Below are 22,328 nucleotides of genomic sequence, written 5' to 3' on the forward strand. Positions count from 1 at the left end.
AATAGTTTGTCAATATAATTTTTAAAAATTCTTCATAAACCGCATAAATTACATATGACAATTCTATAGGCGGTTTAGTCCAGCTAATTTTTCTTGGTGCTATAACTCTGTGTTATTCTTTCCCACTAAACTCCCATATATTTAAACCCTCAGAAGCTTCTGGTGCTTCAAAAAATTTAGTAACTTCAATAAACGTCGCTTCCGTGTCAAAAGCTGCTCTTTCGGGTTGTTCGTTACGCCTTTGCGCAATTTGACGCAAGCATTGCTGGTTATTTAAATTAAGGTAGATTAGTTGATGGTTTGCATTGACCTCTGACGCTATATCCAAAAACCACTTTCGCTGTTTTTGAGTGTTACCTGGAAAATCCATTACTACATGTGTACCAACACTCAAAATGTTTTGGACATGCTTTTTCACCATCGGCTTGAGCTGTGCTGATAATTTTAGATAGTCCTCAAATGATGTGATCTGATTGGGATAAAGAGAGGAAAGCCATTCATCCTCAGATAAAAGTACCGCATTTTTTTCTTTTGCCAATTGTTTTGATTTTGTTGATTTTCCTGCTCCCATTTTTCCACAGAAAAAGTATAGAGTCCCCACTTGTTTCATGTTTTTCTTCCCCCGAGCTTTTTTTATTGGTTTTAGTTGTTACCCTACCTTGTAAAACTATAATTTTTGGAACAACAAAAACGGATTCTACAAGCAAAATCCGTTCTTCGTCATTTCTTATAGTAACTCTAACACAATATTTGAGAATACATTAGCTGATATGTTATTGCTAAGATCCTATTCCAAGTGTTTTGGCGTCATCAAAAGCGTTCCATCGTTAAATCAGTATTTACTGAAACAGCAGCTTTATTACCTTTGGCAGCTGAAATCATTAAAGTGGAAGGTTTAGATCTTTCGGTTTCCCCTGCAATATATACATTTTTTTGAGTTGTTCTACCAACACCATCTGTTATGACTTTTCCATCTTCGTCAATATCACAGCCAAGCTTCTCAGCAAACTGATTGGGGCGATAATAAGAGGGGGCCACAAATCCACCCGACCTTATAATGGTGGCTCCTGATTCAAACTCTATTTTTTGCAAGTACCCATCATTACCTATGAGATCTTTTACCTTTTCTGATATTATTTTGATATTGTGTTTTTGTAACTCCATTTCACCTTCTTTAGATAAGTGAGCTCCATTCGTTAAGACAACCAAATCCTGTGACCAATTATAAATCAACTTAGTCAAATGCAGTACATGCTCTTCTTTTTCTGCCATCACCACTAATGGCTTATCCTTTTGCTCCCAGCCATCACAATACGGACAACTAAATAGACTTTTTCCATAAAACTTTCTTATACTTGGTATAGTAAATATTTCTTGTACACCGGTGGCGAGGATGATTTTTTCTGAAACAAATTCCTGACTCGTAGATGTTTTGACAGTAAATCGCTCATTACCTATATCCTTTATAATTTCAGTAACTGTCGCATTAAGATAGGAGACGGACGGGTAATTCACCAACTCTTTTAAAGCTATTTCTTTAAATGCTTGTGGTTTTATCCCATCACGCGTAATAAATCCATGTGACGCCTGTGTCACTCTATTCCTATTTGTCCCATCATCCATTAATGCAATATTTCTCCTAGCTCTTCCTAAAGTTAAGCCAGCACTTAACCCAGAAGGACCTCCGCCTATTATGATACAATCAAGAACAGTCATTTTTACCTCCGTATTGATTTGCTTTCTTTTGAATTGTAATTTGCATTCGAGAACTACATTATTTCCTACATCATGGATTTCCATTCTTTACACACTAATAACGCGCAGTTTTTGTTTATTTCGTATTAAAAAAGACGCATTCCTTTTTAAAGAAATGCGCACAATTGTGGAAGATTTTTTTAAGATAAATTTGATAATAGTTGTTCAATAGCTTCTGAGTCTTTCGGGTATGTATGAATAAATTTTGAAATTTCATTGGTATTCTTCCAAGCAATTTCTTCATCTGGATCTTGGTATTATCCCCACCTGTTATTTCACATAAAAAATATTGTGTTGTTAGTTTATGTTTTGATAATACGAGAGCTGTTCCTTATTGCAAAATCTCGCCCGAATCTTGAACAATTTAAAACCGTTGATTTCTGTTTCAGACGTACGCATTCTGGAGGGGTTGTGTCGCTCCTCCCATAGTCGCTGTTTTCCACTCCAATCAACTTTGAATCTGCTTCTTCATTTTATTGGATATTCATATTCTTTTAGTTGTCTGCAAGACTTCTTTAACATGGGCAATACTGCCCCAAAACTTTGATAATTTTTTCTTGCTTCAGTCAATGTTAAGCCATGGTTTTGGTCACTTGCCTCAACATTACTTTGAATAAACAAATCTATCTCCCAAAAACATACGGGGCAAATATAAGCAAGGGCATCGCCATTGTTCGGAATTGTAATAAACTCGCAACAAGGGCATGGTGAATTTCCAACTACTATATCAGATTCAATGTCATGTTCGCAGTTAGTTGTATCATCGTAGTTTATGTTTGGCACGTATTGATTTGTCTTATTTTCTTCGTTTTTCATTTGTGAGAAACCTCCTGGTAAAGTCCTTCAAATTCTCTTTACCTAAGTTCTGGAACAACAATCTTTCTCTTTTCATTTTGATAAAATACTATGAGTTTAAAATTGTAATCTCCTTATTACTGAGCATTCAGTTAGCCATCAACGAAGGTCAAAATTAGCATGTCTCCATAGACAATGAAAGATGATTAAGTCCCTTCATGGGAGTTTAGTTTCGTTATTTGCGAGTTAAAGGTGTTTCTGGTCTATTTGAGCAATATTTGCAAGTAGGGTCACTACATTTTGATTCAGTCCAACTATTACAATTAGGACAAAAATAAGAATCAAAATCATCGTAATATACTAAATTATATTTGCATTTAGAACATTTATCTTGTTTAATTTCACCATAAAATTCAAAATCATCTATCATCACTTTGCCGTAGCCTTCGGTTATTTTCATAAACAACCTCCTTGAAACTATTTAATCGATAATTGTGTAATTAATAACCATTATAACATATATTATCCATACATTTTTTAAGTATATTACATTTATTTCAACAATCTACTTCGTTATGTGAATAAATAAATATGCAAAAATTTTTGAATTATTGATAAAATTAAACCATTAATCTATTGGAGGACATAATGAACACGAAACAATTAAATGAGCAATTTTATGCGAAGAGAGAACTTGTTGGTACTGTCGATCATTGCCTATGTGAGGATTGTATTTTTTATGCGGAGCAAATTATGAAAAATAATACGCTTGTCGAGTTTTTACATACTAAAGGCCTTGATCCACGAAAAGCTAATGAAGTTTGGTGTTACATGGAGAAAGATGGATATAAACATTACACAATTGATTTTTTTGAAGTGTATGCAGATAAAGAAGAAACGCATACTTTTGGCAACGCAAAAATCACATTTTTTGTCAACATCTACGCTGAAAAAGAGCAGCTTCCATATGTATGCACAATAGATGCTGTTTTTAAAATGTAGTGTAACTTTAAAAATCTCCAAAGCATCGTTTTCGAACCTTTCGTTAAAGAATGTAATTCAGCAATCTGGCCCTGTTTGTTGGACGCAAGTTAAACAAAGCTCTTCAAACTAAACTACCATTGGTCTTCAAGTTAAGACTTTGTTAGTTGAAGCGTATTCAAGACATGACATTATTTTATTAATTTTTCCCCTATTAAAACTTCATAGAGATTTTTCTGAATCTTGCTTTGTTAATTTCACATATTTATCACTATCCGTAACAATTTCTAAATTTTCACCATTTTGGCTAACTCAAAGCGAATAAGAGGCTATTTTGTTTTCGCTACTGTTCTTAAATGGAAATTGAAATTGGTAGTCAGCATAGCGTACCATTTCTATTTTTTTATTTATCCAATTAGCATTTTTTTCACTATATCAATCGCTTTTTCCACTTGTTTTTTTGATTGACTTCTTTAAAGTCTTCAAAAATATTTTCTTCACCAGTCATTACATAATCGCTAGTAACGATTTAAACCTTCTATAAAGGCCTCTAATTCCTCAGCTATTCGCTCATAGTCAATACTATGAATATAGTGAGATGAATCTAACTCTATCAATTTACCTTTATCAATCCTATTAATAAAGTCATTTTGAATTCCATTCCACTTTTGATTGTCAAAACCAGTCCCCTCACCATTCGATGAAAACAAAAGTATAGGCATGTTCGGGATTCCAGCTTTTTTGACTTTTTGCGCATTTACTTTTATATAATCTATTTCATTAACCATATCTTTAGTCAATGTTCTTCGATAAAAAATTACTTTATTCAACTCCTTCTCTTCATCTGTTAAATTCCCATATTTTATTGCATCACTTTCCGATAGATTTGGAATCCATCTGATCAAACCAGTCTTAGCAGTAAAAGCACCTAATCGAACGAGGAACATATTGATAGATAATTCTTCATATACAGCAGGAACAGCCATATCTAATCCAATAATAGCTTTTATTTCATCAGGGTAATCTTGCGCCCATTTCAAGGCTTCAATGCCAGACATCGAATGTGGGAGTAAAATATATGGACCTTCAATTTCTGATTTAAAAAGTGCCTCTTTTGTTTCAGCTAGAATTGTATCAATATCTCGGTCAATATCTGTGACTTCGCTAAATCCATAACCTGCCTTTTCAACAACAACAATTTTATATTTATCGCTTAACAAAGTATAAAGTGATTTAAAATCTAATGCAGGTGAGCTCGTACCACCACCAGACATAAAAACAAGGGTATCTTCTCCTTTTCCTTCTGTATAAACGTGCATTTGATGACCATTAACTTCTACAAGTTGCCCAGTTGGAACAAATCGTACCTCTTCTTTTGATAATTGTATTTTATGATTAATAAAGCTCAAAGTAAGAATCAACACAAATAATGAAATAATTGTAAATATTATTAACATAATGCGTTTAAATCCTCTTTTCATATCTCTCACCTATATCCTGCATTTTATACACAATCAAGTTTCGGTCATTTTACACACGTAATATTTCATAACTGCCTGAATGCTTAAAATGAAACTAATCAAAGTCGATAATAAAAGCTCCATTGCTTCATGCTGATTCCATATCAGCCCATATCGCATGAACAAATAAAAGCAGCTTGCCAATGCATGGCAGGTAAATAGACTTCCCCAGATCACTGCCTTTGACCTTTTATAAGCATTACTACCCCTTAAATATTTCATATAGTAGAAACAAACAGCACCTATTCCTATAATGAACATTGAGGTCTGAACAAAAGATGTTGTCACAATCATCGGTTCTTCGTGCGGCATATCCACATAGAGAAGGTTTCCAAGGTGAATTATGTTAAAGCTCAATAGACAAATTACCACATATAAAAACAATAGCCATTCGGCAGTTATCATGAACCATTTCATTATTGTCTCTACCATCCTCGTCTAATAACCTTGTATTTTCTTTATTTGCTAAATATCTACAAAAGGGACAATAATGATCTCTCGCTATGAAGATCGCACGGTACATTTCGGACCAAGGAATGGTATCTTCACAGCTATCACATTCTACATAAAGATCAGGTAATAAACCCTTATCTAACAAAACATCCCACTGTGTGTTGGTTAATCAGGTCCATTTTTTATACTATCTATAATGATTGCCAATACTCCCCATCATAAATTCGATTTGACTTCACTAATTCTGTTAAATAAGCCATACATTCGGTTGGTTCACTTATGATTTTTTGCTTTAACTTTTCCCTTAACATGTAACGCCCGCTTTCTTTTCTAACTTTACTTGCAAACCTAAAACACCACTCTCTAATTATGTAAAAAAATAAAAATTAAGTAAATGAAAAACCTTCTTCTATAAAAATAATTTACAAGTATGTTTTCATCATTTTTTAGAACCATAGGGTAAATACCATTTCTCCTTTCTGCAAGCATACATATTATAGGTTGTAGAAAGGAGGGATTTTCAGTGGGATACAACGGAAACGTAGGTAACATGAACAACAGCTGCTATTACGGCGGCGACTCTGGCGGTGGCGGCTATTACGGTTCAACATTCGTATTAATCGTCGTTCTATTCATTCTTTTAATTATTGTTGGCGCTTCTTTCTTATACTAATCATCCCAATTAGCACCTAACCCTTTTGCAGACTTTAGGAGTCTGTAAGGTCAAGGGTCACTTTACCAGCCTAGTGACCCTTTTCCTTTTCAGATAATCGTGCGATAATCAAATTTGAAATGGTAAATTTGAGGTGAATTTTACATGTTGCGAGTAATTAAAGCATTGCTAGGCATCGCATTGATTATGGTTGGCCCTATGTTGATTGTCATTACGGTTGACGATACTGTATTTCTCAAAAATATATTATTAAGAATCATTGGTGGTCTGTGCGTTTTACTGGGCGTTCATTTATTACATAGACAGCTTCATCCGAATTCATACACAAGTAAACCCACGAGCTCCAATTAAAGAGCACTTGGGTTTACTTAAATATTTAGAAAAATATTATTCCTTGGCAAAATATTTTGGGTCTATTTGAAGAAGAATTGTATTCATCTCATAAAAATTTCCTGATTTAAATTTTTCCTCATGAGTAAACCCTTGTTGTTGTTGAATAAATGCTAACCATTCCTTTTCTAACTCACTACTACTCTTTCCGTAAACTTCCTCTAATTTTTGCGCTAGTTCTTTCTCGTTATATATATGTTCAAACTTTTCGAGTCCGTAAGTATCAATTAAATATGTAACAAATGATGCCGCATGCGTGTAGCTCATCTCCATCATGACTCGATTCTGTTCTTCACTTGAAAGTGCTGGGCGAAAATAGACATCATCTTGATTTGGATCAATTAACTTACTAATAGGAATTAACTTATCTGAATCCAAATAATGCTTCATGTATTTTTCAAAGTATAATTTATTTTTTCCATATTGATCCTCCATATAACTCGCAAAACCCTCTTGTGTAAAATAGCCATGGTCTGATTCGAAATTGTTGCCATAGCCAAGTAAAGAATGGGTCATTTCATGGACTAGTGGATAGATATCTTCTTGAACACCAGTTAGTTCGATTTTCGATGCAAACCCCCAGGATAGACCGTCTTCCTTAAACCATACGTTGATATGCTCAGATGGCGTGTAGGAAGTATGTATAGAATTCTTTATGTGGTCGTATGCTGTCACAATTTCATCCTTTATAGCCTCTACTTTTTCTTGTGGAACACCAATCTCATTCTTAATTTCAAAGGTTATTTTGCCATCCTTTGTGACCACAATATTTTCATCGTTTTTCTCTTCCTGTATTTGTTCTTTAGGTTGAACGGTTTCTGCTGTACAGGCTGTTAATAGCAACGTACAAAGAAGGATTGCGCCTCTCCATTTAGCCATAATTACCTCCTAAAAAAGTATTTTCCAGTTTATACGAAACTTAAAATCCAAAAGTTTCATTTTTAAAAGAAAAATAAGGAAAATTAGACAAAATTATTTATAATGTTAGTAGACATGGCAAAAAGGAGGTCGCAATGAACAAAAGTACATGTATTCATTACAATCCACGCTATGGCTGGGATTTAAATAGTGATGCAAATTTAGAAATGCGGTTATTTGCCAAAGCACAGCGTAGACAAGTAACTATTCTCAGCTATGGATGTGATTTAGATCATCACACCATTAAAAAAATTGCTCGGCACTACCTCACTAGGAAAAAATCTGACGAAACCGAAGAAACATTAGAAATAAGATACGATACATATGATGCTAATTCAAGTAAACACGAAGAGAGTCAATACTATTGGAAAACCTATTTCATTAGTGAAAGAACATTAGCTGCTTTCCTACAAGCGCTACGTCGATTATCTGGTACACATATTCACTGTGAATTTAATGTGCGGGGACATTTTGAAGTAAAAATAAATGGTGTGGAATTTTCTACACGTGTATTAAAAGCCCTTGATTATCCATCTATGTATAAGGAAGATTTAATCGGACGCTATCTTTTATTTATTGATACAGAATCACCTGACAATGAAATAATACGTCATAAAATACACTTGCTCCCTAAAGAGCTGCAAAGTCTCTCTCTTCCCTTAGACAGTTCACAGCTCCAATGGCAACTATTAGTAAAGGACTGGATAACAGCTATTCTTCGCTACGATGTGTAAATTTTAGCATATGCAAGATGATGGTCTATAAAACCAAGTAATCTTATCATATAAATAGAAGTAGTGTTAAGCGAATTCGTTTAACATGGCACCTCCCGATTTGTTACTAAGGGGCACTTCCATCTGTGCCCCTTCTATTTTTTGCCTATTGCACACTTCATCGCCATCCCATACATATAATACTTTCGTTATGATGGGACGTAGATTTATGTTTGAGGTTATTTTAAATTTTTTATCGAATACCTATGTTGGTCAACCGACTTTACATACAAGAAAAATTGATCAACATATAGCAAGGCTCCGTCAAAATGATTGGTTCCACACCATTTATTATGATGAACCGTATCGCAGCTTATTTTTTTCCAATCGTCATGTCAGAAAATATCTTCAATTATTTGTATAACCTATACTCGAACACCTTTACTTCGATCATACATACTTCATTCCATAAAGGTAACAATACAATGCATTAGGGAAAGATCACTAAGAGGTGTAGAAGAAAATGAAAAAGATGTTACTCGTACTCCCCCTTATATTTGTTACTTCTTTTCAAACGATATCCGCTGAACCAACACAGGATTCTAACGAGCTGAGATTGCAGGATATGCTCATGCTTTTGCTTACTCCTTATATTGAAGAAGATTTGACCAATTATTATTCAAAGATTAGAAAGGATGTTTCCCCACATATTACGCCTTGGAAAATTGAAGTAATTGGTACAAAAAGAAATCATTTCCGAGGCTTTCAAATGCAAATTACATTTGAAATTGAACCTACGGATGGCGGACAATGGATTCCTATTGGAAAGGATCGAATGACCTATGAAATTTCTTCAGGACCTGATGTTAAATTGATTCATCACACGCATCTCAAAACGTATAAATATCCGCCTGAATAATACCTTCCCATTAAAATCATATGCTGTCCCTTTATTGAATAATTTTTGTCATCTGAAGTAGATTTAATCATAAAAACACCCCGTCAAAGCTAGATTTACTTTGATGGGGTATTTTATCGTTATATGGTTATACTGAACTTCGCTGTTCGTGGACTATCTATTTATTTTTATCTCTTATTTCTTCTAGTATTTCTATTATGCGATTGTTTTGCCTTTCAATCGATTTTAACTTTCTCTCTATTATGCTTGAAGAGAAAAACACAATTAGTACAATAGCTATTCCAATTAGTAAACCCATTTTAATTCCCCCGCTGTTTATTTATGTAATTTCACTTTATACTACATACGTTTCAAAAGTATGAAAGTTACATAACGCCATTAGTTGAAAAAAAGATGGCTCACTATGGATGCCATCTTGAAGTAAAGTGTGTTGATAAACATCGACGAATTAACGAATTCGAGCCTTGCGGAAGCCGTCGAATATACTGATTGCCGCAGATACAACAAATATAATAATTATGCCGCCAATTAGCCATATTTCAAATTGCTCAGTAGATGTGGTAAATAAATTACTCATGTACGCGATACTTTCTTGGTTCATTAAATTCGGATTACTTACTATCACAATGAATACAACGGTTGCGAAAAGCTCCACAATTGTATTAAAGATTGCCACCTTTTTCGTCCATTGCCCTTTCAGTAGTTTGTAGAGAGCTAACCCAATTTCGAGAGCAATGACAACGATCACAAACGGCCAATAACGAAGTAAAACATCCTGATTTAAAGCTGGCATTACGAATTCAAGACCCTCTCCACCATCTTCATATATACCTAAAAGATGATTTGCATAGAAATATAGAGTTGCCCAAATGGCCGTCCACATTAAATAGCCAAATACTTCAAGCTTGGTAATTGCTTTTTTCTTAGGAATATAAATGACGGTTTTCAGATCTTCGGGAGTCCATTTTTTTAGACTTGCTGATAATGGATGCTGTTCTTTTCCTTTATCAGTACGTTCCAAAATGACGAATACGACCGTTAGCCAGAAAAAGACATGTATGCCTACTTCGATGATTCTCCATATTCCTTCACCCATCAGATTGAGGACAGCATTCATAACCGCTTCTTCCCCGCCAAAACTAATAAAATATTCAGCAATCATTGAGATTACTGCAATGACAGCGGCAATTGGTATAATCATTTTTAGTAACGAAAGGTATACATCAAAATAGCGAGGGCCGATTAAATGCATTGGTTGATCACGATAACCGCTCGCTAACGCCGCTGGATTCCCTAACTTTTCCAGCACTTCCTTTACATCATGCTCATTGTAATCATCAGGTAACATATCCCCAATGGTTGATCGTAACTCAAGTGCGATATCCTCACGATTTTTTTCAGGGAGCCTCCGCGTGACTTCTTGAATATAAATTTCAGTCAGATTCATCTTTATCCTCATCTCCTTTTAGTAGCTCATAAAGTTCTTTTGAATTATTAATCCATTCTCGTTTCAATTGCAAAAAGACGTCTAATCCAAATTCACTTAAGACATAATACTTGCGGGGTCTACTCTCAGAGGTTTCCCAGCTACTTGTCACTAACTCTTGTTTTTCTAAACGGCGAAGCAATGGATATAATGTACTTTGATCAATGTTAATGCCCGAATCTTCCAATAATTGAACAAGTGAATATCCATACTGCGGTGTTCGTAATTGACTTAAAACGGCTAATGTCAGTGTTCCTCTCCTAAGTTCTGTCATTAATGAATTCAGTAACGTACTCATTCACTCACCTCAATTCCACTTACTATATGATATACACTGTATAACTTATACTATGTATCGTACACTATTGTTGTTACAACAACAAGCAATTTTATTTTCCTTTATAGAAAATTAGCTGTTTTCAGGAGTCTTAGTCCCTTTTTCAGCTGCTTGGTTTCTAACAGTTAAATCAGAAAGGCAAAATTTATAGCAACAACCTTCTGTTAATTAAAGGTCCAATCACTGTATTATCGTCAAATTTCCAATACATAACATTTCAGACATTAGTCTGAAGACAATCATTGATGTTAGACGTTATATTGTATTTATACTTTTTAACGATAAAAGTATGAGGAAAAATCCTAGACAACCATTACGTATAGAAAAAAAATTACTACTAAAACGTTCAAGTATCTTAATTTATAAAACTATACGTAATGTGTTTGTTAGATTTGTACTTGAAAAATTACCAACAGGTAGAACATCTTGTACAACGTAGCGTACAGTGATGTTTTTTTATGCGTTTTTGCTATGAGCAAAAACTGTATGTTCAGACCGATTAACTATTTATTAATAAGGAAATACAAATGTGTCGAGGTGACTTCTATGAAAGAGAAAATGCATTTTACAATTTTAAGTAACGATTCAACTGACGGAGATGGAGGTTACGGAGTAGGTACCCTTGATCTAAATAATGTAACGTCAATTATTATAGATTGTGAAAAAGAGCACGTGTTTATAGATTTAGAAGCCTTACACGGACGAAGTAAAATTGAAAAAAAAGTTCGTTTTTCACCTGATCTAGCTCATGCTAGTAGCGATTATTATCGTTATTGGATAGTTTGGGTAGCGATTCAGGTTAATCAAAATGGCCCCTATTATGCGGGATGTACCGCAAGTGAAGTACGGGTATCAAAAGAAGAACGTCGTATTAAGCTTGGCTATAAATCTTTGCCAGAGCAGGTAAATTTTTTAGATAAGGCACTGAAAGGGAAATTTCTCTTGCAGCATATGGATAGTCATTCAAAAAAGCTACTTTTTCAGTTTTTATCTGAATTTAATGAAGCGTATTGGAAACACTCACCCGAAGAATTAAAACACCAGTTGTCTGTATAGGAGGATTTATAATGGCATTTGTAATTACAGAATTATGCAGAGATGAAAAAGCGGCTGTCTGTTTGGATGTCTGTCCAGTAAATTGCATTGTTATGACAGATACCCAATATGTAATTGATCCAGATCTTTGCATTGATTGTGGAGCTTGTGAATTAGTTTGTCCAGTAGAAGCGATTTATTTTGAGGATGATTTGCCTTCTGAATATCAGTCAGCAACCCTTCTAGCACGAAATCATTTTCGAAATTAGCATTGTCTTTATCCATATAGATTGAATAGAAGCGAGAACAAGTCGATTTCCTATACAATAAGAAATCGACTTTTTCGTATGGCTTATTTGATAATGACGAATTTAGCCTAACTGGCGTTTAAATGGTTTAATGGCGAAAAAATATGCGATGACCATGATGCCGATGCACCACATAAGAGCGGGCCAGATATCATTACTAACAGAGCCTTCATATAAGAGGGCGCGAATTGCATTGACGATTGAGGTAACGGGCTGGTTCTCAGCAAACGCACGGATAATTTTAGGCATGGTTTCCGTGGGAACAAAGGCCGAACTGATAAAGGGTAGGAAAATCAGCGGGTACGAATAGGCTGTTGCCCCCTCCATAGACCCTGCTGCTAATCCAGGAATGACTGCCAACCATGTCAGTGCTAGCGTAAACAGCCCTAGTATGCCAGCTACCGCAAACCAATCCAAGAGATCTGTACTAGAACGGAAACCCATCAAGAACGCAACAAGGATAACGACTACAACAGTAAGCGCGTTGGAAATAAGCGAGGCCAACACGTGAGCCCACAATACAGACGAGCGCTTGATGGGCATGGTGATAAAACGTGCCATCAGCCCACTCTTTCTATCTGTAAACAGCCGTGCGGAAGTGTAAGCGCAGCCCGATGCAATGGCCATCAATAAGATTCCTGGCAATAAATAATTGACGTAGTTGGCTGTACCTGTCTCTATTGCACCACCAAATACGTAGACAAATAGTAGCATCATCATAATTGGCGTAATCGCCACCGTAATTATTGTATCTGGGCTGCGCATAATGTTACGCATTAAACGCCCTAGCAATACCCATGTTTTACTCTTCATTTAAATCCTCCTTTTTGCCAATGATGGAGAGGAAAATGTCCTCAAGTGTTGGCTGCTTCTCAATGTACTCTACTTTCGCAGGTGGGAACATCTCTTTAAGTTCTAGAAGGGTGCCTGTCGTTATAATTTTTCCTTCATGTAGGATGGCAATACGATCCGCCAGTTGTTCGGCTTCCTCCAGGTACTGGGTCGTTAGCAAGATGGTCGTGCCACCATCCGCAAGCTCCTTGACTGTTTCCCAGACTTCCATTCGTGCTTCAGGATCAAGCCCTGTCGTTGGTTCGTCTAGAAATATAACTGCTGGCGTCCCAATCATGCTCATGGCAATGTCAAGTCGGCGCCGCATCCCGCCAGAAAAATTGTCTGCCCGACGATTGCCCGCATCTGTCAGGCTGAATCTTGCGAGTAGATTGTCTGCGGTTTGAGCGGGATTGGAAACCCCTCGCAATTTGGCAATCATGATTAGGTTTTCCCGCCCTGTTAGCATACCGTCTAAAGTGGCGAACTGCCCTGTTAGGCTGATGCTCTGACGAACATGATCTGGTTGGTGCTGGACATCAAAACCGCAAATCCCTACTTTGCCACCATCAGATTTCATCAATGTGGAGAGAATATTGATTATCGTCGTTTTCCCTGCTCCATTTGAGCCTAACAATGCGAAAATTTCGCCACGCCGCACCTCAAAATCCACGCCCTTTAAAACTTCCTTTTCTTTAAAAGATTTTTTTAACCCTTTTACAGAAATCGTATCTTTGCGCATCCTTTTTCCTCCCTTTTTAAAAATATCTTTGCAGAGTTAGATTACCCTTCCTTAACTACTTAGTCTGACTGATAATCTGTATAACTTAGTACCGTTTGAAATTAAAACTGAATAGCGAAGGCAACAATGAACAAGTAGCTATTCAGTCGGTATTACTGACCCATTTATTTTTTTCCTAATCGATTCAAAATGCTTTGGTTTAAATCTTCACGATACTTGGCGATATAGGTTTTTGCGTTTGCCACTAGCTCATCAGCAAAAGACGCTACATCTTCGCCAGTGATTTCCAGCACTTTCCTGCCTTTTGCTGCCCCAGCCTCGAACAACTCGATCAATTCATATTGCATATGCAGCATATCCATCCCATTACCCACTGTGAAATTCCACATGTAGTTTTGAATTTTTTTAAACACAAATTGGTAATCCTCTGGTAGTTGTTCGACCCGTGCCATCATCATCTTGTACTCTTTTTTATCACCCATCATTTTTTTGAACAATTCGATCACGTTATTTTCCTCCTTTGTATTATCAAGCTAAAGATCAGACGCATTATCATATGAAACTAAAAAGACTTTAGAGCATTGATTTTTGACGAGATAAAATCCCACTTTTCCCAAAATAATTTTAGTTCGTCACGTCCAGCCTCATTAAGTGAGTAAAACTTGCGGGGCGGTCCCATATCCGATGGTTTCTTTTGAATATTCACCAGTTTTTTTTTCTCTAAACGCACGAGGATGGTGTAGACCGTCCCTTCCACGACCTCAGTGAACCCTAAATCGTTCAGACGTCGGGTAATTTCGTATCCATAGGTTTCATGACGGCTAATGATTTCCAGTACGCAGCCTTCCAGGGACCCCTTCAGCATCTCCGTTAAATTTTCCATATGCAGAACCACCTCTATTTGCTTTACTATTCTGTACAACTTAGTACTTAGGTAAAATTTTTTCGCTTTCGAGAAGCTATTAAGTATTACTTATTACAACTACATAGTAACACCGAGTAGTTAGGGTGTCAATTACTTTCTTATAAATTTTTTGATGCCACTATTCAAGAAAGAAAAAAGAGCTGCCTACGCAACTCCATGTTCCTTCATTAAGTTTTCACATTCTTATGAAGCGACTGTACTTATCCATCTCAGGTGAGCCATTTATTTACGTTCAATATCCTATCCCATGTGAGTGTAGATTTAAGGAATTTGACTGTCTTAACCTTTTTAACTATTTACCTTCTCATAGGCAAAGATGGTGTGAAATCTAGGACACCATCTTCTGTTTTTCATGCTACTTAACAATTGTTAAAATATCCTTTGGCTCATAAAAAACGTAATCTGCCTCCTCAAAGCCAATGGTGGATTTGGCTCCCCAATGGGCAAGGGCAAATTTGGTGCCTGCCTGCTTTGCGCATTGGAAATCATAGATAGAATCACCAATATAGATGGCCTCTTCTGGTGCTACCTGTAATGCGTCCAGACATTTTAACAGCGGCTCTGGGTGTGGTTTATGCTTTTCCGTATCACTGGCACTTACAATATGCTGGAAATACTCGCTTAACCCAAACGGCTCAAATTCATCCACTACCTCTTGCGCTGTTTTAGAAGTGACAATACCTAATTGTAGTGGCTTTGTTGCAAGGTGCTGAATAACTTCCTCTAGACTTTCGAAAACAGCCACTTCATGTGAAAAATCCAGCACAGCCGCAGACCATTTCTGATGCACAGCCTCTACGTCATCCACGTTAAGCCTCTGCAATGCATCTTTTCCTGGGATGCCTAAAGCAAATCGTAATGCCTCAAAGGGATAGTCCTGTTTTGTTTCTTCTCGTAAGGTTCTTTGCAAAGACTGTAAAATCGCTTGCTCCGTATCCAAAATCGTTCCATCTACATCAAATATAATCGCTCTTAACATGTATAACCCTCCTAGTTAAAGCACGTTATTTATATATGTGCATAATTGCTGATACAATTCCTCTTCATAATCCTTCTGGCCTCTTATAAATTTCTCCTTTAAATTATAAAAACATATTTCAAGATATTCCTGATTATGATGCTGTTGAAAGGGTCTCCTATCCTTTACTGGGCCCAAACCCTTAAAGTAGTTATTCTTTTTTTCATAGGTTCGAATTTGATAACCCCGCTTCTTCATTTCATCCATGACTTTTTCTGTATACAAATACAAATCTTCTTTTGGGTATTCGTATATATAATTAATCAGTATATGCTGATCCTCTTTCGCAAATATGCTATTTAGCTCTCTCCACTGCGACAGTAGTTGTCCTTTTGGTAGATACGCAATTAAATCTATATGCCATAACCTCATGTGCCTTCTCCTTTCTATTAATCAACCATTAATGTAAAATATTACTTACTATGATACTAAACTGACGGAGGGATAGTATGAAAATAAAAACTGCAACGCTCGATGAAATTCCACAAATTGAGCGTTTATACCAAGAGCTTTTTTTAGAGATGTCGATTCTTCAACCTAAATATATCAAACCTGCCAAACAAGATGCCAACTTTATCAGGTTTACGATCATTGAGGATGATTCAGATATTTTAATCGCAACATTCGAGAACGAAGTAGTAGGCTTTTTACTTATTAAAGAAACGACGACCCCACCCTATACTTGCTTGGTTGAACACAAATATGCTTTTATTGTGGATGTGATTGTCGGCAAGCATTACCAAAACAAAGGAATTGGGTCTGCTTTATTAGATGAAGCGAAAAAATGGGCAGCCTATCGTCACTTGGACTATCTGGAGTTAAATGTATTGACTGAAAATAAAGGCGCTAAATCCTTATATGAAAAACACGGGTTCAAGGATACGAACCAAACGATGCGCTTAGAATTTTAAGTATGTGATGGGAAAGAAGGGATTTCAATGGAAGAAATGAAAACCGTACACAAGAAAGCCAACCTCATAGTGCCTGTCTTTATTGGCATGGGGTTAGGTGCGTTTATCGGTTTACTTGCCTATGTAAAAGACTGGCTATAAAAAAAAGAGACAAAGCCCCTCAAACTGCTTTGTCTCTTTTTCAACACTATATTAGTTTACTTTCTTTCAGTAAATCATAAATGATTGTATCCTTTGTTTTATGAATACCCAATTTACCGATTTGCTTTAAGATAAATGGTGCATCAATATCTGTTAGTTTTTTACCATCCAGCAAACGAGCCGTTGATGCTAATAATGTGCGAACATCAAAGGCAGACGCAAACACCTCTGGCACACCTCGGTCAATCGTTAATAGTTGATAGACTGCCTCCATCGCCGTTCTTACGGAATATTCAGTAGTAAAGACTGTATCTTTTGCTGTTTCGCTGAAGTTGCCAATAAAGGCTAAATTAGCTGATCCTTCTGGCACAACAAGTGGACGATCACCTATTGCTCTTGGCATGAAATAAGAAGTGATGTAAGGCATATAGCATGGAATCGTATTGCAAGAATTTTGTGCAATGTCTGGAATTTCATCCACTGGTACACCCATATGGTATAACCACTCTTGTGCAATCTCAATGCCTGTACATTCCGTAATACTTTTTTTAATAAAATCACCTGGCTTGTTTGATAGTAAGCCATAAATCCAAACAACTAATTGGTCCTTTGGTTGATTTTTAAAGTGAGGTTGTCGGTTCAATGTATAGCTTAGCATCCAATTAGAATCGGTAGCTGTGACAATCCCTCCTGTTACGACCTTACCAGCATATGGGTCCCTTTTACTGATTTTTTCAATATATGGAGCCACACGATCATCTAATGTTGTAAGGGTAGCTGAAACAAACCAGCTTTCCTCTGGCAGATTATCGCAGAACTTTTCTGGTCGACCAAACTCTTCACCTTGGGCAGCGATATTTTTCCACAGGGACCAGCTGCCACCTAAATCTTTATTGATAGGGGCTGGCGTATTATTATCCCCGTATGTTGTACTTTCTGTAATACTACCATTTGTCACAAACACTAACTCATTTTCTGTTAGTTCAATATTCTTTTTCACACCATCTTTTCGTAACACCAATGTATGAGCTACTTTTTTGTCTCCTACCTTATCAACTAAAACATTTTCTACAACCGTATTATATTGGAAATCAACATCATGACTTTCTAAGTATTTAATCATTGGCAGCACGAGCGATTCATACTGATTATACTTTGTAAATTTTAAGGCCGATAAATCTGGTAATCCGCCAATATGATGAATGAAACGCATAATATAACGACGCATCTCCATCGCAGAATGCCATTTTTCAAACGCAAACATTGTGGACCAATAGAGCCAAAAATTCGATTCAAAAAATTCATCTGAGAAAACATCTGTGATTTTTTTGTCCTCTAATTTTTCCTCAGGCGTAAAGAATAATTTAATCATTTCTTCTGAGGATTTGTCTGATAAAGTGAACTTGCCATCATCCTCAAGTCTTTGGCCTCTATCCTTCATTAATCGACATTTTGAATAATTAGGATCCTCTTTATTAAGCCAGTAAAATTCATCTAAAACCGAAGCATTTTCTACTTCTAACGAAGGAATGGAACGGAATAAATCCCATAAGCATTCAAAATGATCTTCCATTTCTCGTCCACCGCGAATAATAAACCCTCTCGTCGGATTAAGTATGCCATCTAGACTTCCTCCTGAAATATCTAACTCTTCAAGAATATGAATGTTCTCACCTTTCATTTGGCCATCACGAATTAAAAAACATGCTGCTGACAGTGAGGCTAGTCCCGAGCCAATCAGATAAGCAGACTTTTTATCGACTCCCTCAGGTTTTTTAGGACGTGCGAAAGCTTCATAGTTACCATTGCTGTAATACATATTACCGCCTCCTAATTTATTATTCTAATATAGAATAACACAGGGTATCGACAAAATGGTAAAATGAGCTAATAATTAACAAAAAATTCAAATCCGCTAATTGTGTGTTAATTTATCTTCCCTTCTCATTGGACAAAGCAAGTGCTTGTATTTTTATAAAAGAGAATCCATACAGTAAATAATCGTAATAACCCCCTTAACGCCTGCCTTAAAAAGGAAAAACCAATTTAATAAGTTACTATTAGCTTTGCATAATTATTATCTCAATAAATCTTTTTTAACCTTCATTCCCTTTTTGATGTTTAGCCAATTTCTCGTTACCTCGTTTAAAATTCCCCGTAATTTTAGCTAACAATAGCTGGACTTCCTTTATCTGCCCCTCCACCTGCTTAATTTTTGCTAGTAGAAGCTCAGCCTCTTTCTCCTTGACGATTTTAATTTGCTTGCCTTCATAATAAATAACGACAGTCCCCTTGTTTGTCGTTTGATATGAGAATGGTTCCTTGTTTAGTCTATTACGTTTATCGATTTCACTCACAGCTTCATCCCCGATTTCTTAATAATTAGATTCAATAATAAATGAATCTTAGCTTACAACTTTTTCTAATATGTTATTATTAACATATATTATATAAATATGGTATTTTCAGTAACACTTCCAGCATAGTGATAAGGAGAGAGGTATTCATATGGAATGGTTGAATGTTCAAACACTAATTTGGTTGTTTCCTATTTTATTTATTATTCATGATTTTGAAGAAATTATTATGGTAGAGAAATGGTTACATCATAATCGTCATAAGCTGTATGAAAGATTACCCCAAAAAATAGCCGATAAAGTGGTGAAACAATTTTCAATGAGCACCGCACAATTTGCTGTTGCTGTCTTATTTATCTTCTTGTTTGTCAGTCTCTCTACCATTCTGGCTAACTACTATTTTCTAAACGGGGCTGCTTTTACTATTTATTTTTTCACAGCTGTTACACTTGTTTTCTTTATCCATGCTTTTACCCATATTGGACAATCGCTCTTATTTCGTTCTGTTACTCCAGGAGCTATAACATCAGCCATCATCATTATTCCCTATAGCATTATTTTATTTAAATCTTTGTTTACTAGTGGCATCCTTACTTGGCATATCGTTTTGATAAGCTTGCCTTTTGGCATATTATTTTTCCCCATTGTCTTTACTGCGCATTGGATAGGAAAAAAAGTGATATAGATACATATTCATGAAAAGATAGAAAGGAGGCAGGAGAATGGCAAAAACTCCGATTTATTTAAAATTAATGATTGGTATTGGGATGCTTATTATCCTAGCTTCGTTGTACTTTTTAAAAGACCAGCCTTATTATTTATGGGTTAGGTGGACAGGTAATATTTTATTGATCGTAGGCATTGTATGGATGCCGTTCACTAAAGAAACCAATAAAAAACATGTAAATTCTTAGCAGGAGTAAATCTTCTGCTTTTTTTGCGGTAAATTTACCTACGATTATAATAAAGTGATAAAATCAGATAAAAAAAGAAGGTCTTTGTATGTTAGAAAAACTAAATGTATTTCTCCAAAAATACATTGCGATCCTGACACCATTAAGTTTAATTGTAGGTGTATTCTTAGAAAGTATTGGACATCATTTATTATTCCTTGTCTCCTGGCTATTTGCCTTCATGACATTCTCAGGAAGCTTACATATGAAATTTAAAGATGTAAAAATATTCATGAAGCATCCAGTTCTCATTTTATTCTCCATCCTTTTTCTTCATCTCTTGATGCCTTTATGGGCTTATTTCTTATCCACTGTTTTGTTCGATGACCATTTGTTGACTGTTGGTTTTGTCTTAGCAGTTGCACTTCCAACAGGCGTAACGAGTGTTATTTGGATCAATATTTGCAAAGGGAACTTACCGTTAGGCTTATCAATTATTTTAATTGATACGCTCCTTTCTCCCATCATCCTCCCCTTCATCCTTTATATCGTTTCGGGTGAAAAAATTGAGTTGGATGTGGCATCCCTGATTCTGAATTTACTATGGATGATTGTCTTACCCACGATTTTAGGTATCTTAGTGAATGAACTTTCGAAAGGAGCCATCCCCCAAAAAATCGGTAAGAAACTTGCTCCTTTTTCAAAGCTATGTTTATTTGCGGTCATACTGATTAATAGCAGTGCCATTGCTCCCTATTTAAAGAATATCAACATGCATCTCTTCTTCTTGGTGCTTTTAGTGTTCTTCCTTGCAGTATCAGGCTATCTATTTGCTTACCTCATAGGGCGATATCTGTTAAAAGACGGTCCACAAATGGCAACCTTTGTTTTTACGGGTGGCATGAGAAATATTGCAGTCGGTGTCATCGTGGCCACAACGTACTTTCCAGATAAAGTCGCCATGCCTGTTGTGTTCGGTATGCTGTTTCAACAGGTGCTAGCCTCCGTTTTTAGTAAGATGGTGAATCCTTTGCTTAAACCAGATAAGAGCACAGTATAGACGGTGTTCTTATTTTAGGTTTGCACTTATACTACAATAGAAGAAGCTTTTATTTATATTTGAAGGGTGTGCTAATATGTCATACAATTTCCAACTTATATCACCAAAAATATCCCCGAATCTTGACAAAGCAAATTTTCAGGATATTTTTGATGAGGAGGAACCCTATTTAACAAATTGCAAGATTACGGATACGGTCATTGCTCACGAGGATATTGAACGATTAATCGTCTCTAATGTTATCTTTAAAAATGTCACATTCATCGATTGTACCTTTCAAAAAATTGATTTAACGGACGTCATTTTTGAAAACTGTGATTTATCTAACACTAACTTAAGTGAAGGCATCATTCATAGAGTGGCCTTCAAAAACTGTAAATTATTAGGGTTGAATTTAACTGAAGCAAACCTCGGCAATGTTTCATTTGAAAATTGTCTTGCAAACTTATGCAATTTCCCCGAAGTGCGCTTTAAACAAGTGCTATTTGATAGCACCTCCCTGAAAGGTGCGAATTTTTATGATTGTTTACTTAATAAGGTGGCGTTTCAGGAAAGTGATCTAAATGATGTGGATTTCTCCCAAACTTCCTTAAAAGGAATAGACATCAGTACATGTAAATTTAAAAGACTTCAAGTAACTCCAGAAAGTTTAAATGGGTGTGAAGTCTCTACTGAACAAGCCATAGGTTTTGCTTCATTATTAGGATTGAAGGTTAAATACTAGTTTAAGGGCTTAAAAGTTCAAGAAAAAAATAAAGCGCTTATCCTTATGCTCGGATAGCGCTCAATTTTTACAATTTGTTAATCTGCTATTTTATCGTCTTTTAGTATTTTATCCGCTCTTTACAGGCTATCCTCCTAATTTATTTGCGGGGCTAACCCTCACTTTGAGCGTTCTATCCGCTACTTTTTCAGTTTTATCCTCCACTTTTAGAATTCTATCCTGCTATTTGAGGGCTATCCTTCACTTTGAGCGTTCTATCCGCTACTCTTTCAGTTTTATCCTCCACTTTTAGAATTCTATCCTGCTATTTGAGGGTTATCCCTCACTTTGAGCATTCTATCCGCTACTTTTTTAGTTTTATCCGACACTTTTAGAATTCTATCCTGCTATTTGAGGGCTATCCCTCACTTTGAGCATTCTATCCGCTACTTTTTCAGTTTTAT

The 22,328-nt window shown here is 36.0% G+C and carries 31 protein-coding genes; 13 read left to right on the forward strand and 18 right to left on the reverse strand.

Annotation, left to right across the window (positions count from 1 at the left end; all coding sequences use genetic code 11):
- Window positions 1–112 precede the first annotated feature (112 nt).
- From VK91_RS14510 to VK91_RS14525, 4 genes are all read right to left on the reverse strand, one after another.
- Window positions 113–610 carry an ATP-binding protein gene (locus VK91_RS14510; RefSeq protein WP_048393781.1) on the reverse strand — a complete coding sequence of 166 codons (498 nt, stop codon included), beginning with the start codon at window positions 608–610 and terminating at the stop codon, window positions 113–115.
- A 200-nt stretch (window positions 611–810) separates the two neighbouring features.
- Complete coding sequence (locus tag VK91_RS14515) at window positions 811–1,716, reverse strand: NAD(P)/FAD-dependent oxidoreductase (protein WP_048393913.1); 906 nt, start codon at window positions 1,714–1,716, stop codon at window positions 811–813.
- Between the two features lie 507 nt (window positions 1,717–2,223).
- Window positions 2,224–2,571: a CPCC family cysteine-rich protein gene (locus VK91_RS14520; RefSeq protein ID WP_053075721.1), complete on the reverse strand. Its 348-nt coding sequence runs from the start codon at window positions 2,569–2,571 to the stop codon at window positions 2,224–2,226.
- 214 nt (window positions 2,572–2,785) lie between these two features.
- Entirely contained in the window at window positions 2,786–3,010 is a 225-nt protein-coding gene (locus VK91_RS14525; RefSeq protein ID WP_048393782.1) for a hypothetical protein, read from the reverse strand.
- 188 nt (window positions 3,011–3,198) lie between these two features.
- Between VK91_RS14525 and VK91_RS14530 the strand changes: the two genes are divergently transcribed.
- Window positions 3,199–3,552, forward strand: a complete 354-nt coding sequence (locus tag VK91_RS14530) for a hypothetical protein (protein ID WP_048393784.1) — start codon at window positions 3,199–3,201, stop codon at window positions 3,550–3,552.
- A 497-nt stretch (window positions 3,553–4,049) separates the two neighbouring features.
- On the opposite strand, the gene VK91_RS14535 is transcribed toward VK91_RS14530, so the two are convergent.
- Window positions 4,050–5,012: an alpha/beta hydrolase gene (locus VK91_RS14535; protein ID WP_231595677.1), complete on the reverse strand. Its 963-nt coding sequence runs from the start codon at window positions 5,010–5,012 to the stop codon at window positions 4,050–4,052.
- A 385-nt stretch (window positions 5,013–5,397) separates the two neighbouring features.
- On the reverse strand, window positions 5,398–5,649 hold the full coding sequence (locus VK91_RS23080; protein ID WP_231595673.1) for a hypothetical protein: 252 nt from the start codon (window positions 5,647–5,649) through the stop codon (window positions 5,398–5,400).
- Between the two features lie 405 nt (window positions 5,650–6,054).
- On the opposite strand from VK91_RS23080, the gene VK91_RS22515 reads away from it, so the two are divergent.
- Entirely contained in the window at window positions 6,055–6,177 is a 123-nt protein-coding gene (locus tag VK91_RS22515; protein WP_081010967.1) for a YjcZ family sporulation protein, read from the forward strand.
- Between the two features lie 144 nt (window positions 6,178–6,321).
- Window positions 6,322–6,528: a hypothetical protein gene (locus tag VK91_RS14550; protein WP_048393786.1), complete on the forward strand. Its 207-nt coding sequence runs from the start codon at window positions 6,322–6,324 to the stop codon at window positions 6,526–6,528.
- A gap of 36 nt (window positions 6,529–6,564) precedes the next feature.
- On the opposite strand, the gene VK91_RS14555 is transcribed toward VK91_RS14550, so the two are convergent.
- Complete coding sequence (locus VK91_RS14555; protein ID WP_048393787.1) at window positions 6,565–7,446, reverse strand: hypothetical protein; 882 nt, start codon at window positions 7,444–7,446, stop codon at window positions 6,565–6,567.
- 134 nt (window positions 7,447–7,580) lie between these two features.
- On the opposite strand from VK91_RS14555, the gene VK91_RS14560 reads away from it, so the two are divergent.
- The 3 genes from VK91_RS14560 to VK91_RS14570 all read left to right on the forward strand — a co-directional run bounded on the left by VK91_RS14560 (window position 7,581) and on the right by VK91_RS14570 (window position 9,117).
- On the forward strand, window positions 7,581–8,219 hold the full coding sequence (locus VK91_RS14560) for a hypothetical protein (protein ID WP_048393788.1): 639 nt from the start codon (window positions 7,581–7,583) through the stop codon (window positions 8,217–8,219).
- A 208-nt stretch (window positions 8,220–8,427) separates the two neighbouring features.
- Complete coding sequence (locus tag VK91_RS14565) at window positions 8,428–8,622, forward strand: hypothetical protein (RefSeq protein ID WP_053075722.1); 195 nt, start codon at window positions 8,428–8,430, stop codon at window positions 8,620–8,622.
- A gap of 99 nt (window positions 8,623–8,721) precedes the next feature.
- A complete protein-coding gene (locus tag VK91_RS14570; protein ID WP_048393789.1) occupies window positions 8,722–9,117 on the forward strand; it encodes a DUF3888 domain-containing protein in 396 nt (131 codons plus the stop codon).
- A gap of 157 nt (window positions 9,118–9,274) precedes the next feature.
- Here the strand turns inward: VK91_RS14570 and VK91_RS22920 are convergent, their stop codons facing one another.
- The 3 genes from VK91_RS22920 to VK91_RS14580 all read right to left on the reverse strand — a co-directional run bounded on the left by VK91_RS22920 (window position 9,275) and on the right by VK91_RS14580 (window position 10,901).
- Entirely contained in the window at window positions 9,275–9,415 is a 141-nt protein-coding gene (locus tag VK91_RS22920; protein WP_197078728.1) for a hypothetical protein, read from the reverse strand.
- Window positions 9,416–9,565: 150 nt separating this feature from the next.
- Window positions 9,566–10,564 (reverse strand): hypothetical protein, encoded by a 999-nt coding sequence (locus VK91_RS14575; RefSeq protein ID WP_048393790.1) that lies wholly within the window; start codon window positions 10,562–10,564, stop codon window positions 9,566–9,568.
- Window positions 10,551–10,901, reverse strand: a complete 351-nt coding sequence (locus VK91_RS14580) for a PadR family transcriptional regulator (protein ID WP_048393791.1) — start codon at window positions 10,899–10,901, stop codon at window positions 10,551–10,553. Before VK91_RS14580 ends, VK91_RS14575 begins: the two co-directional genes overlap by 14 nt.
- A gap of 585 nt (window positions 10,902–11,486) precedes the next feature.
- Between VK91_RS14580 and VK91_RS14585 the strand changes: the two genes are divergently transcribed.
- Window positions 11,487–11,996: a YwhD family protein gene (locus VK91_RS14585; RefSeq protein ID WP_004228535.1), complete on the forward strand. Its 510-nt coding sequence runs from the start codon at window positions 11,487–11,489 to the stop codon at window positions 11,994–11,996.
- 11 nt (window positions 11,997–12,007) lie between these two features.
- Window positions 12,008–12,244, forward strand: coding sequence for a DUF362 domain-containing protein (locus VK91_RS14590; protein ID WP_004228537.1), 237 nt, complete (start codon window positions 12,008–12,010; stop codon window positions 12,242–12,244).
- Between the two features lie 102 nt (window positions 12,245–12,346).
- On the opposite strand, the gene VK91_RS14595 is transcribed toward VK91_RS14590, so the two are convergent.
- The 6 genes from VK91_RS14595 to VK91_RS14620 form a co-directional block, all read right to left on the reverse strand.
- Window positions 12,347–13,096, reverse strand: coding sequence for an ABC transporter permease (locus VK91_RS14595; RefSeq protein ID WP_048393792.1), 750 nt, complete (start codon window positions 13,094–13,096; stop codon window positions 12,347–12,349).
- Window positions 13,086–13,856, reverse strand: a complete 771-nt coding sequence (locus VK91_RS14600; RefSeq protein WP_048393793.1) for an ABC transporter ATP-binding protein — start codon at window positions 13,854–13,856, stop codon at window positions 13,086–13,088. The genes VK91_RS14595 and VK91_RS14600 overlap by 11 nt, the downstream gene beginning before the upstream one ends.
- Window positions 13,857–14,020: 164 nt before the next feature.
- The gene (locus VK91_RS14605) at window positions 14,021–14,362 is read right to left on the reverse strand and encodes a DUF1048 domain-containing protein (protein WP_048393795.1); all 342 of its coding nucleotides are present in this window, start codon (window positions 14,360–14,362) and stop codon (window positions 14,021–14,023) included.
- Window positions 14,363–14,418: 56 nt separating this feature from the next.
- Window positions 14,419–14,739: a PadR family transcriptional regulator gene (locus VK91_RS14610; RefSeq protein WP_048393796.1), complete on the reverse strand. Its 321-nt coding sequence runs from the start codon at window positions 14,737–14,739 to the stop codon at window positions 14,419–14,421.
- 397 nt (window positions 14,740–15,136) lie between these two features.
- Window positions 15,137–15,760, reverse strand: a complete 624-nt coding sequence (locus tag VK91_RS14615; RefSeq protein WP_048393797.1) for an HAD family hydrolase — start codon at window positions 15,758–15,760, stop codon at window positions 15,137–15,139.
- Window positions 15,761–15,775: 15 nt separating this feature from the next.
- Complete coding sequence (locus VK91_RS14620; RefSeq protein WP_048393800.1) at window positions 15,776–16,171, reverse strand: pyrimidine dimer DNA glycosylase/endonuclease V; 396 nt, start codon at window positions 16,169–16,171, stop codon at window positions 15,776–15,778.
- 77 nt (window positions 16,172–16,248) lie between these two features.
- Here VK91_RS14620 and VK91_RS14625 point away from each other — a divergent pair, with 77 nt between their 5' ends.
- Entirely contained in the window at window positions 16,249–16,710 is a 462-nt protein-coding gene (locus tag VK91_RS14625) for a GNAT family N-acetyltransferase (protein ID WP_048393801.1), read from the forward strand.
- Window positions 16,711–16,897: 187 nt separating this feature from the next.
- Here VK91_RS14625 and VK91_RS14630 read toward each other — a convergent pair whose 3' ends face one another.
- On the reverse strand, window positions 16,898–18,670 hold the full coding sequence (locus tag VK91_RS14630) for an oleate hydratase (RefSeq protein WP_048393803.1): 1,773 nt from the start codon (window positions 18,668–18,670) through the stop codon (window positions 16,898–16,900).
- A 277-nt stretch (window positions 18,671–18,947) separates the two neighbouring features.
- Window positions 18,948–19,208 carry a hypothetical protein gene (locus VK91_RS14635; protein WP_048393805.1) on the reverse strand — a complete coding sequence of 87 codons (261 nt, stop codon included), beginning with the start codon at window positions 19,206–19,208 and terminating at the stop codon, window positions 18,948–18,950.
- Between the two features lie 151 nt (window positions 19,209–19,359).
- On the opposite strand from VK91_RS14635, the gene VK91_RS14640 reads away from it, so the two are divergent.
- The 4 genes from VK91_RS14640 (at window position 19,360) to VK91_RS14655 (ending at window position 21,885) form a co-directional block, all read left to right on the forward strand.
- The gene (locus VK91_RS14640; protein ID WP_048393806.1) at window positions 19,360–19,893 is read left to right on the forward strand and encodes an HXXEE domain-containing protein; all 534 of its coding nucleotides are present in this window, start codon (window positions 19,360–19,362) and stop codon (window positions 19,891–19,893) included.
- A 37-nt stretch (window positions 19,894–19,930) separates the two neighbouring features.
- Complete coding sequence (locus VK91_RS14645; protein WP_048393808.1) at window positions 19,931–20,122, forward strand: hypothetical protein; 192 nt, start codon at window positions 19,931–19,933, stop codon at window positions 20,120–20,122.
- A gap of 88 nt (window positions 20,123–20,210) precedes the next feature.
- On the forward strand, window positions 20,211–21,161 hold the full coding sequence (locus VK91_RS14650) for a bile acid:sodium symporter family protein (protein ID WP_048393810.1): 951 nt from the start codon (window positions 20,211–20,213) through the stop codon (window positions 21,159–21,161).
- A 76-nt stretch (window positions 21,162–21,237) separates the two neighbouring features.
- Window positions 21,238–21,885 carry a pentapeptide repeat-containing protein gene (locus tag VK91_RS14655; protein ID WP_048393812.1) on the forward strand — a complete coding sequence of 216 codons (648 nt, stop codon included), beginning with the start codon at window positions 21,238–21,240 and terminating at the stop codon, window positions 21,883–21,885.
- Window positions 21,886–22,328: the final 443 nt, after the last annotated feature.

It is taken from the genome of Lysinibacillus sp. LK3 (assembly GCF_001043675.1).
In the GTDB taxonomy this organism is placed as follows: Bacteria; Bacillota; Bacilli; order Bacillales_A; family Planococcaceae; genus Lysinibacillus; species Lysinibacillus capsici.

Bases quoted from the DNA above. Each gene is read 5' to 3' on its own strand.
- VK91_RS14510 (WP_048393781.1), bottom strand. From the start codon at position 610: ATGAAACAAGTGGGGACTCTATACTTTTTCTGTGGAAAAATGGGAGCA.
- VK91_RS14515 (WP_048393913.1), bottom strand. From the start codon at position 1,716: ATGACTGTTCTTGATTGTATCATAATAGGCGGAGGTCCTTCTGGGTTA.
- VK91_RS14520 (WP_053075721.1), bottom strand. From the start codon at position 2,571: ATGAAAAACGAAGAAAATAAGACAAATCAATACGTGCCAAACATAAAC.
- VK91_RS14525 (WP_048393782.1), bottom strand. From the start codon at position 3,010: ATGAAAATAACCGAAGGCTACGGCAAAGTGATGATAGATGATTTTGAA.
- VK91_RS14530 (WP_048393784.1), top strand. From the start codon at position 3,199: ATGAACACGAAACAATTAAATGAGCAATTTTATGCGAAGAGAGAACTT.
- VK91_RS14535 (WP_231595677.1), bottom strand. From the start codon at position 5,012: ATGAAAAGAGGATTTAAACGCATTATGTTAATAATATTTACAATTATT.
- VK91_RS22515 (WP_081010967.1), top strand. From the start codon at position 6,055: ATGAACAACAGCTGCTATTACGGCGGCGACTCTGGCGGTGGCGGCTAT.
- VK91_RS14550 (WP_048393786.1), top strand. From the start codon at position 6,322: ATGTTGCGAGTAATTAAAGCATTGCTAGGCATCGCATTGATTATGGTT.
- VK91_RS14555 (WP_048393787.1), bottom strand. From the start codon at position 7,446: ATGGCTAAATGGAGAGGCGCAATCCTTCTTTGTACGTTGCTATTAACA.
- VK91_RS14560 (WP_048393788.1), top strand. From the start codon at position 7,581: ATGAACAAAAGTACATGTATTCATTACAATCCACGCTATGGCTGGGAT.
- VK91_RS14565 (WP_053075722.1), top strand. From the start codon at position 8,428: ATGTTTGAGGTTATTTTAAATTTTTTATCGAATACCTATGTTGGTCAA.
- VK91_RS14570 (WP_048393789.1), top strand. From the start codon at position 8,722: ATGAAAAAGATGTTACTCGTACTCCCCCTTATATTTGTTACTTCTTTT.
- VK91_RS22920 (WP_197078728.1), bottom strand. From the start codon at position 9,415: ATGGGTTTACTAATTGGAATAGCTATTGTACTAATTGTGTTTTTCTCT.
- VK91_RS14575 (WP_048393790.1), bottom strand. From the start codon at position 10,564: ATGAATCTGACTGAAATTTATATTCAAGAAGTCACGCGGAGGCTCCCT.
- VK91_RS14580 (WP_048393791.1), bottom strand. From the start codon at position 10,901: ATGAGTACGTTACTGAATTCATTAATGACAGAACTTAGGAGAGGAACA.
- VK91_RS14585 (WP_004228535.1), top strand. From the start codon at position 11,487: ATGAAAGAGAAAATGCATTTTACAATTTTAAGTAACGATTCAACTGAC.
- VK91_RS14590 (WP_004228537.1), top strand. From the start codon at position 12,008: ATGGCATTTGTAATTACAGAATTATGCAGAGATGAAAAAGCGGCTGTC.
- VK91_RS14595 (WP_048393792.1), bottom strand. From the start codon at position 13,096: ATGAAGAGTAAAACATGGGTATTGCTAGGGCGTTTAATGCGTAACATT.
- VK91_RS14600 (WP_048393793.1), bottom strand. From the start codon at position 13,856: ATGCGCAAAGATACGATTTCTGTAAAAGGGTTAAAAAAATCTTTTAAA.
- VK91_RS14610 (WP_048393796.1), bottom strand. From the start codon at position 14,739: ATGGAAAATTTAACGGAGATGCTGAAGGGGTCCCTGGAAGGCTGCGTA.
- VK91_RS14615 (WP_048393797.1), bottom strand. From the start codon at position 15,760: ATGTTAAGAGCGATTATATTTGATGTAGATGGAACGATTTTGGATACG.
- VK91_RS14620 (WP_048393800.1), bottom strand. From the start codon at position 16,171: ATGAGGTTATGGCATATAGATTTAATTGCGTATCTACCAAAAGGACAA.
- VK91_RS14625 (WP_048393801.1), top strand. From the start codon at position 16,249: ATGAAAATAAAAACTGCAACGCTCGATGAAATTCCACAAATTGAGCGT.
- VK91_RS14630 (WP_048393803.1), bottom strand. From the start codon at position 18,670: ATGTATTACAGCAATGGTAACTATGAAGCTTTCGCACGTCCTAAAAAA.
- VK91_RS14640 (WP_048393806.1), top strand. From the start codon at position 19,360: ATGGAATGGTTGAATGTTCAAACACTAATTTGGTTGTTTCCTATTTTA.
- VK91_RS14645 (WP_048393808.1), top strand. From the start codon at position 19,931: ATGGCAAAAACTCCGATTTATTTAAAATTAATGATTGGTATTGGGATG.
- VK91_RS14650 (WP_048393810.1), top strand. From the start codon at position 20,211: ATGTTAGAAAAACTAAATGTATTTCTCCAAAAATACATTGCGATCCTG.
- VK91_RS14655 (WP_048393812.1), top strand. From the start codon at position 21,238: ATGTCATACAATTTCCAACTTATATCACCAAAAATATCCCCGAATCTT.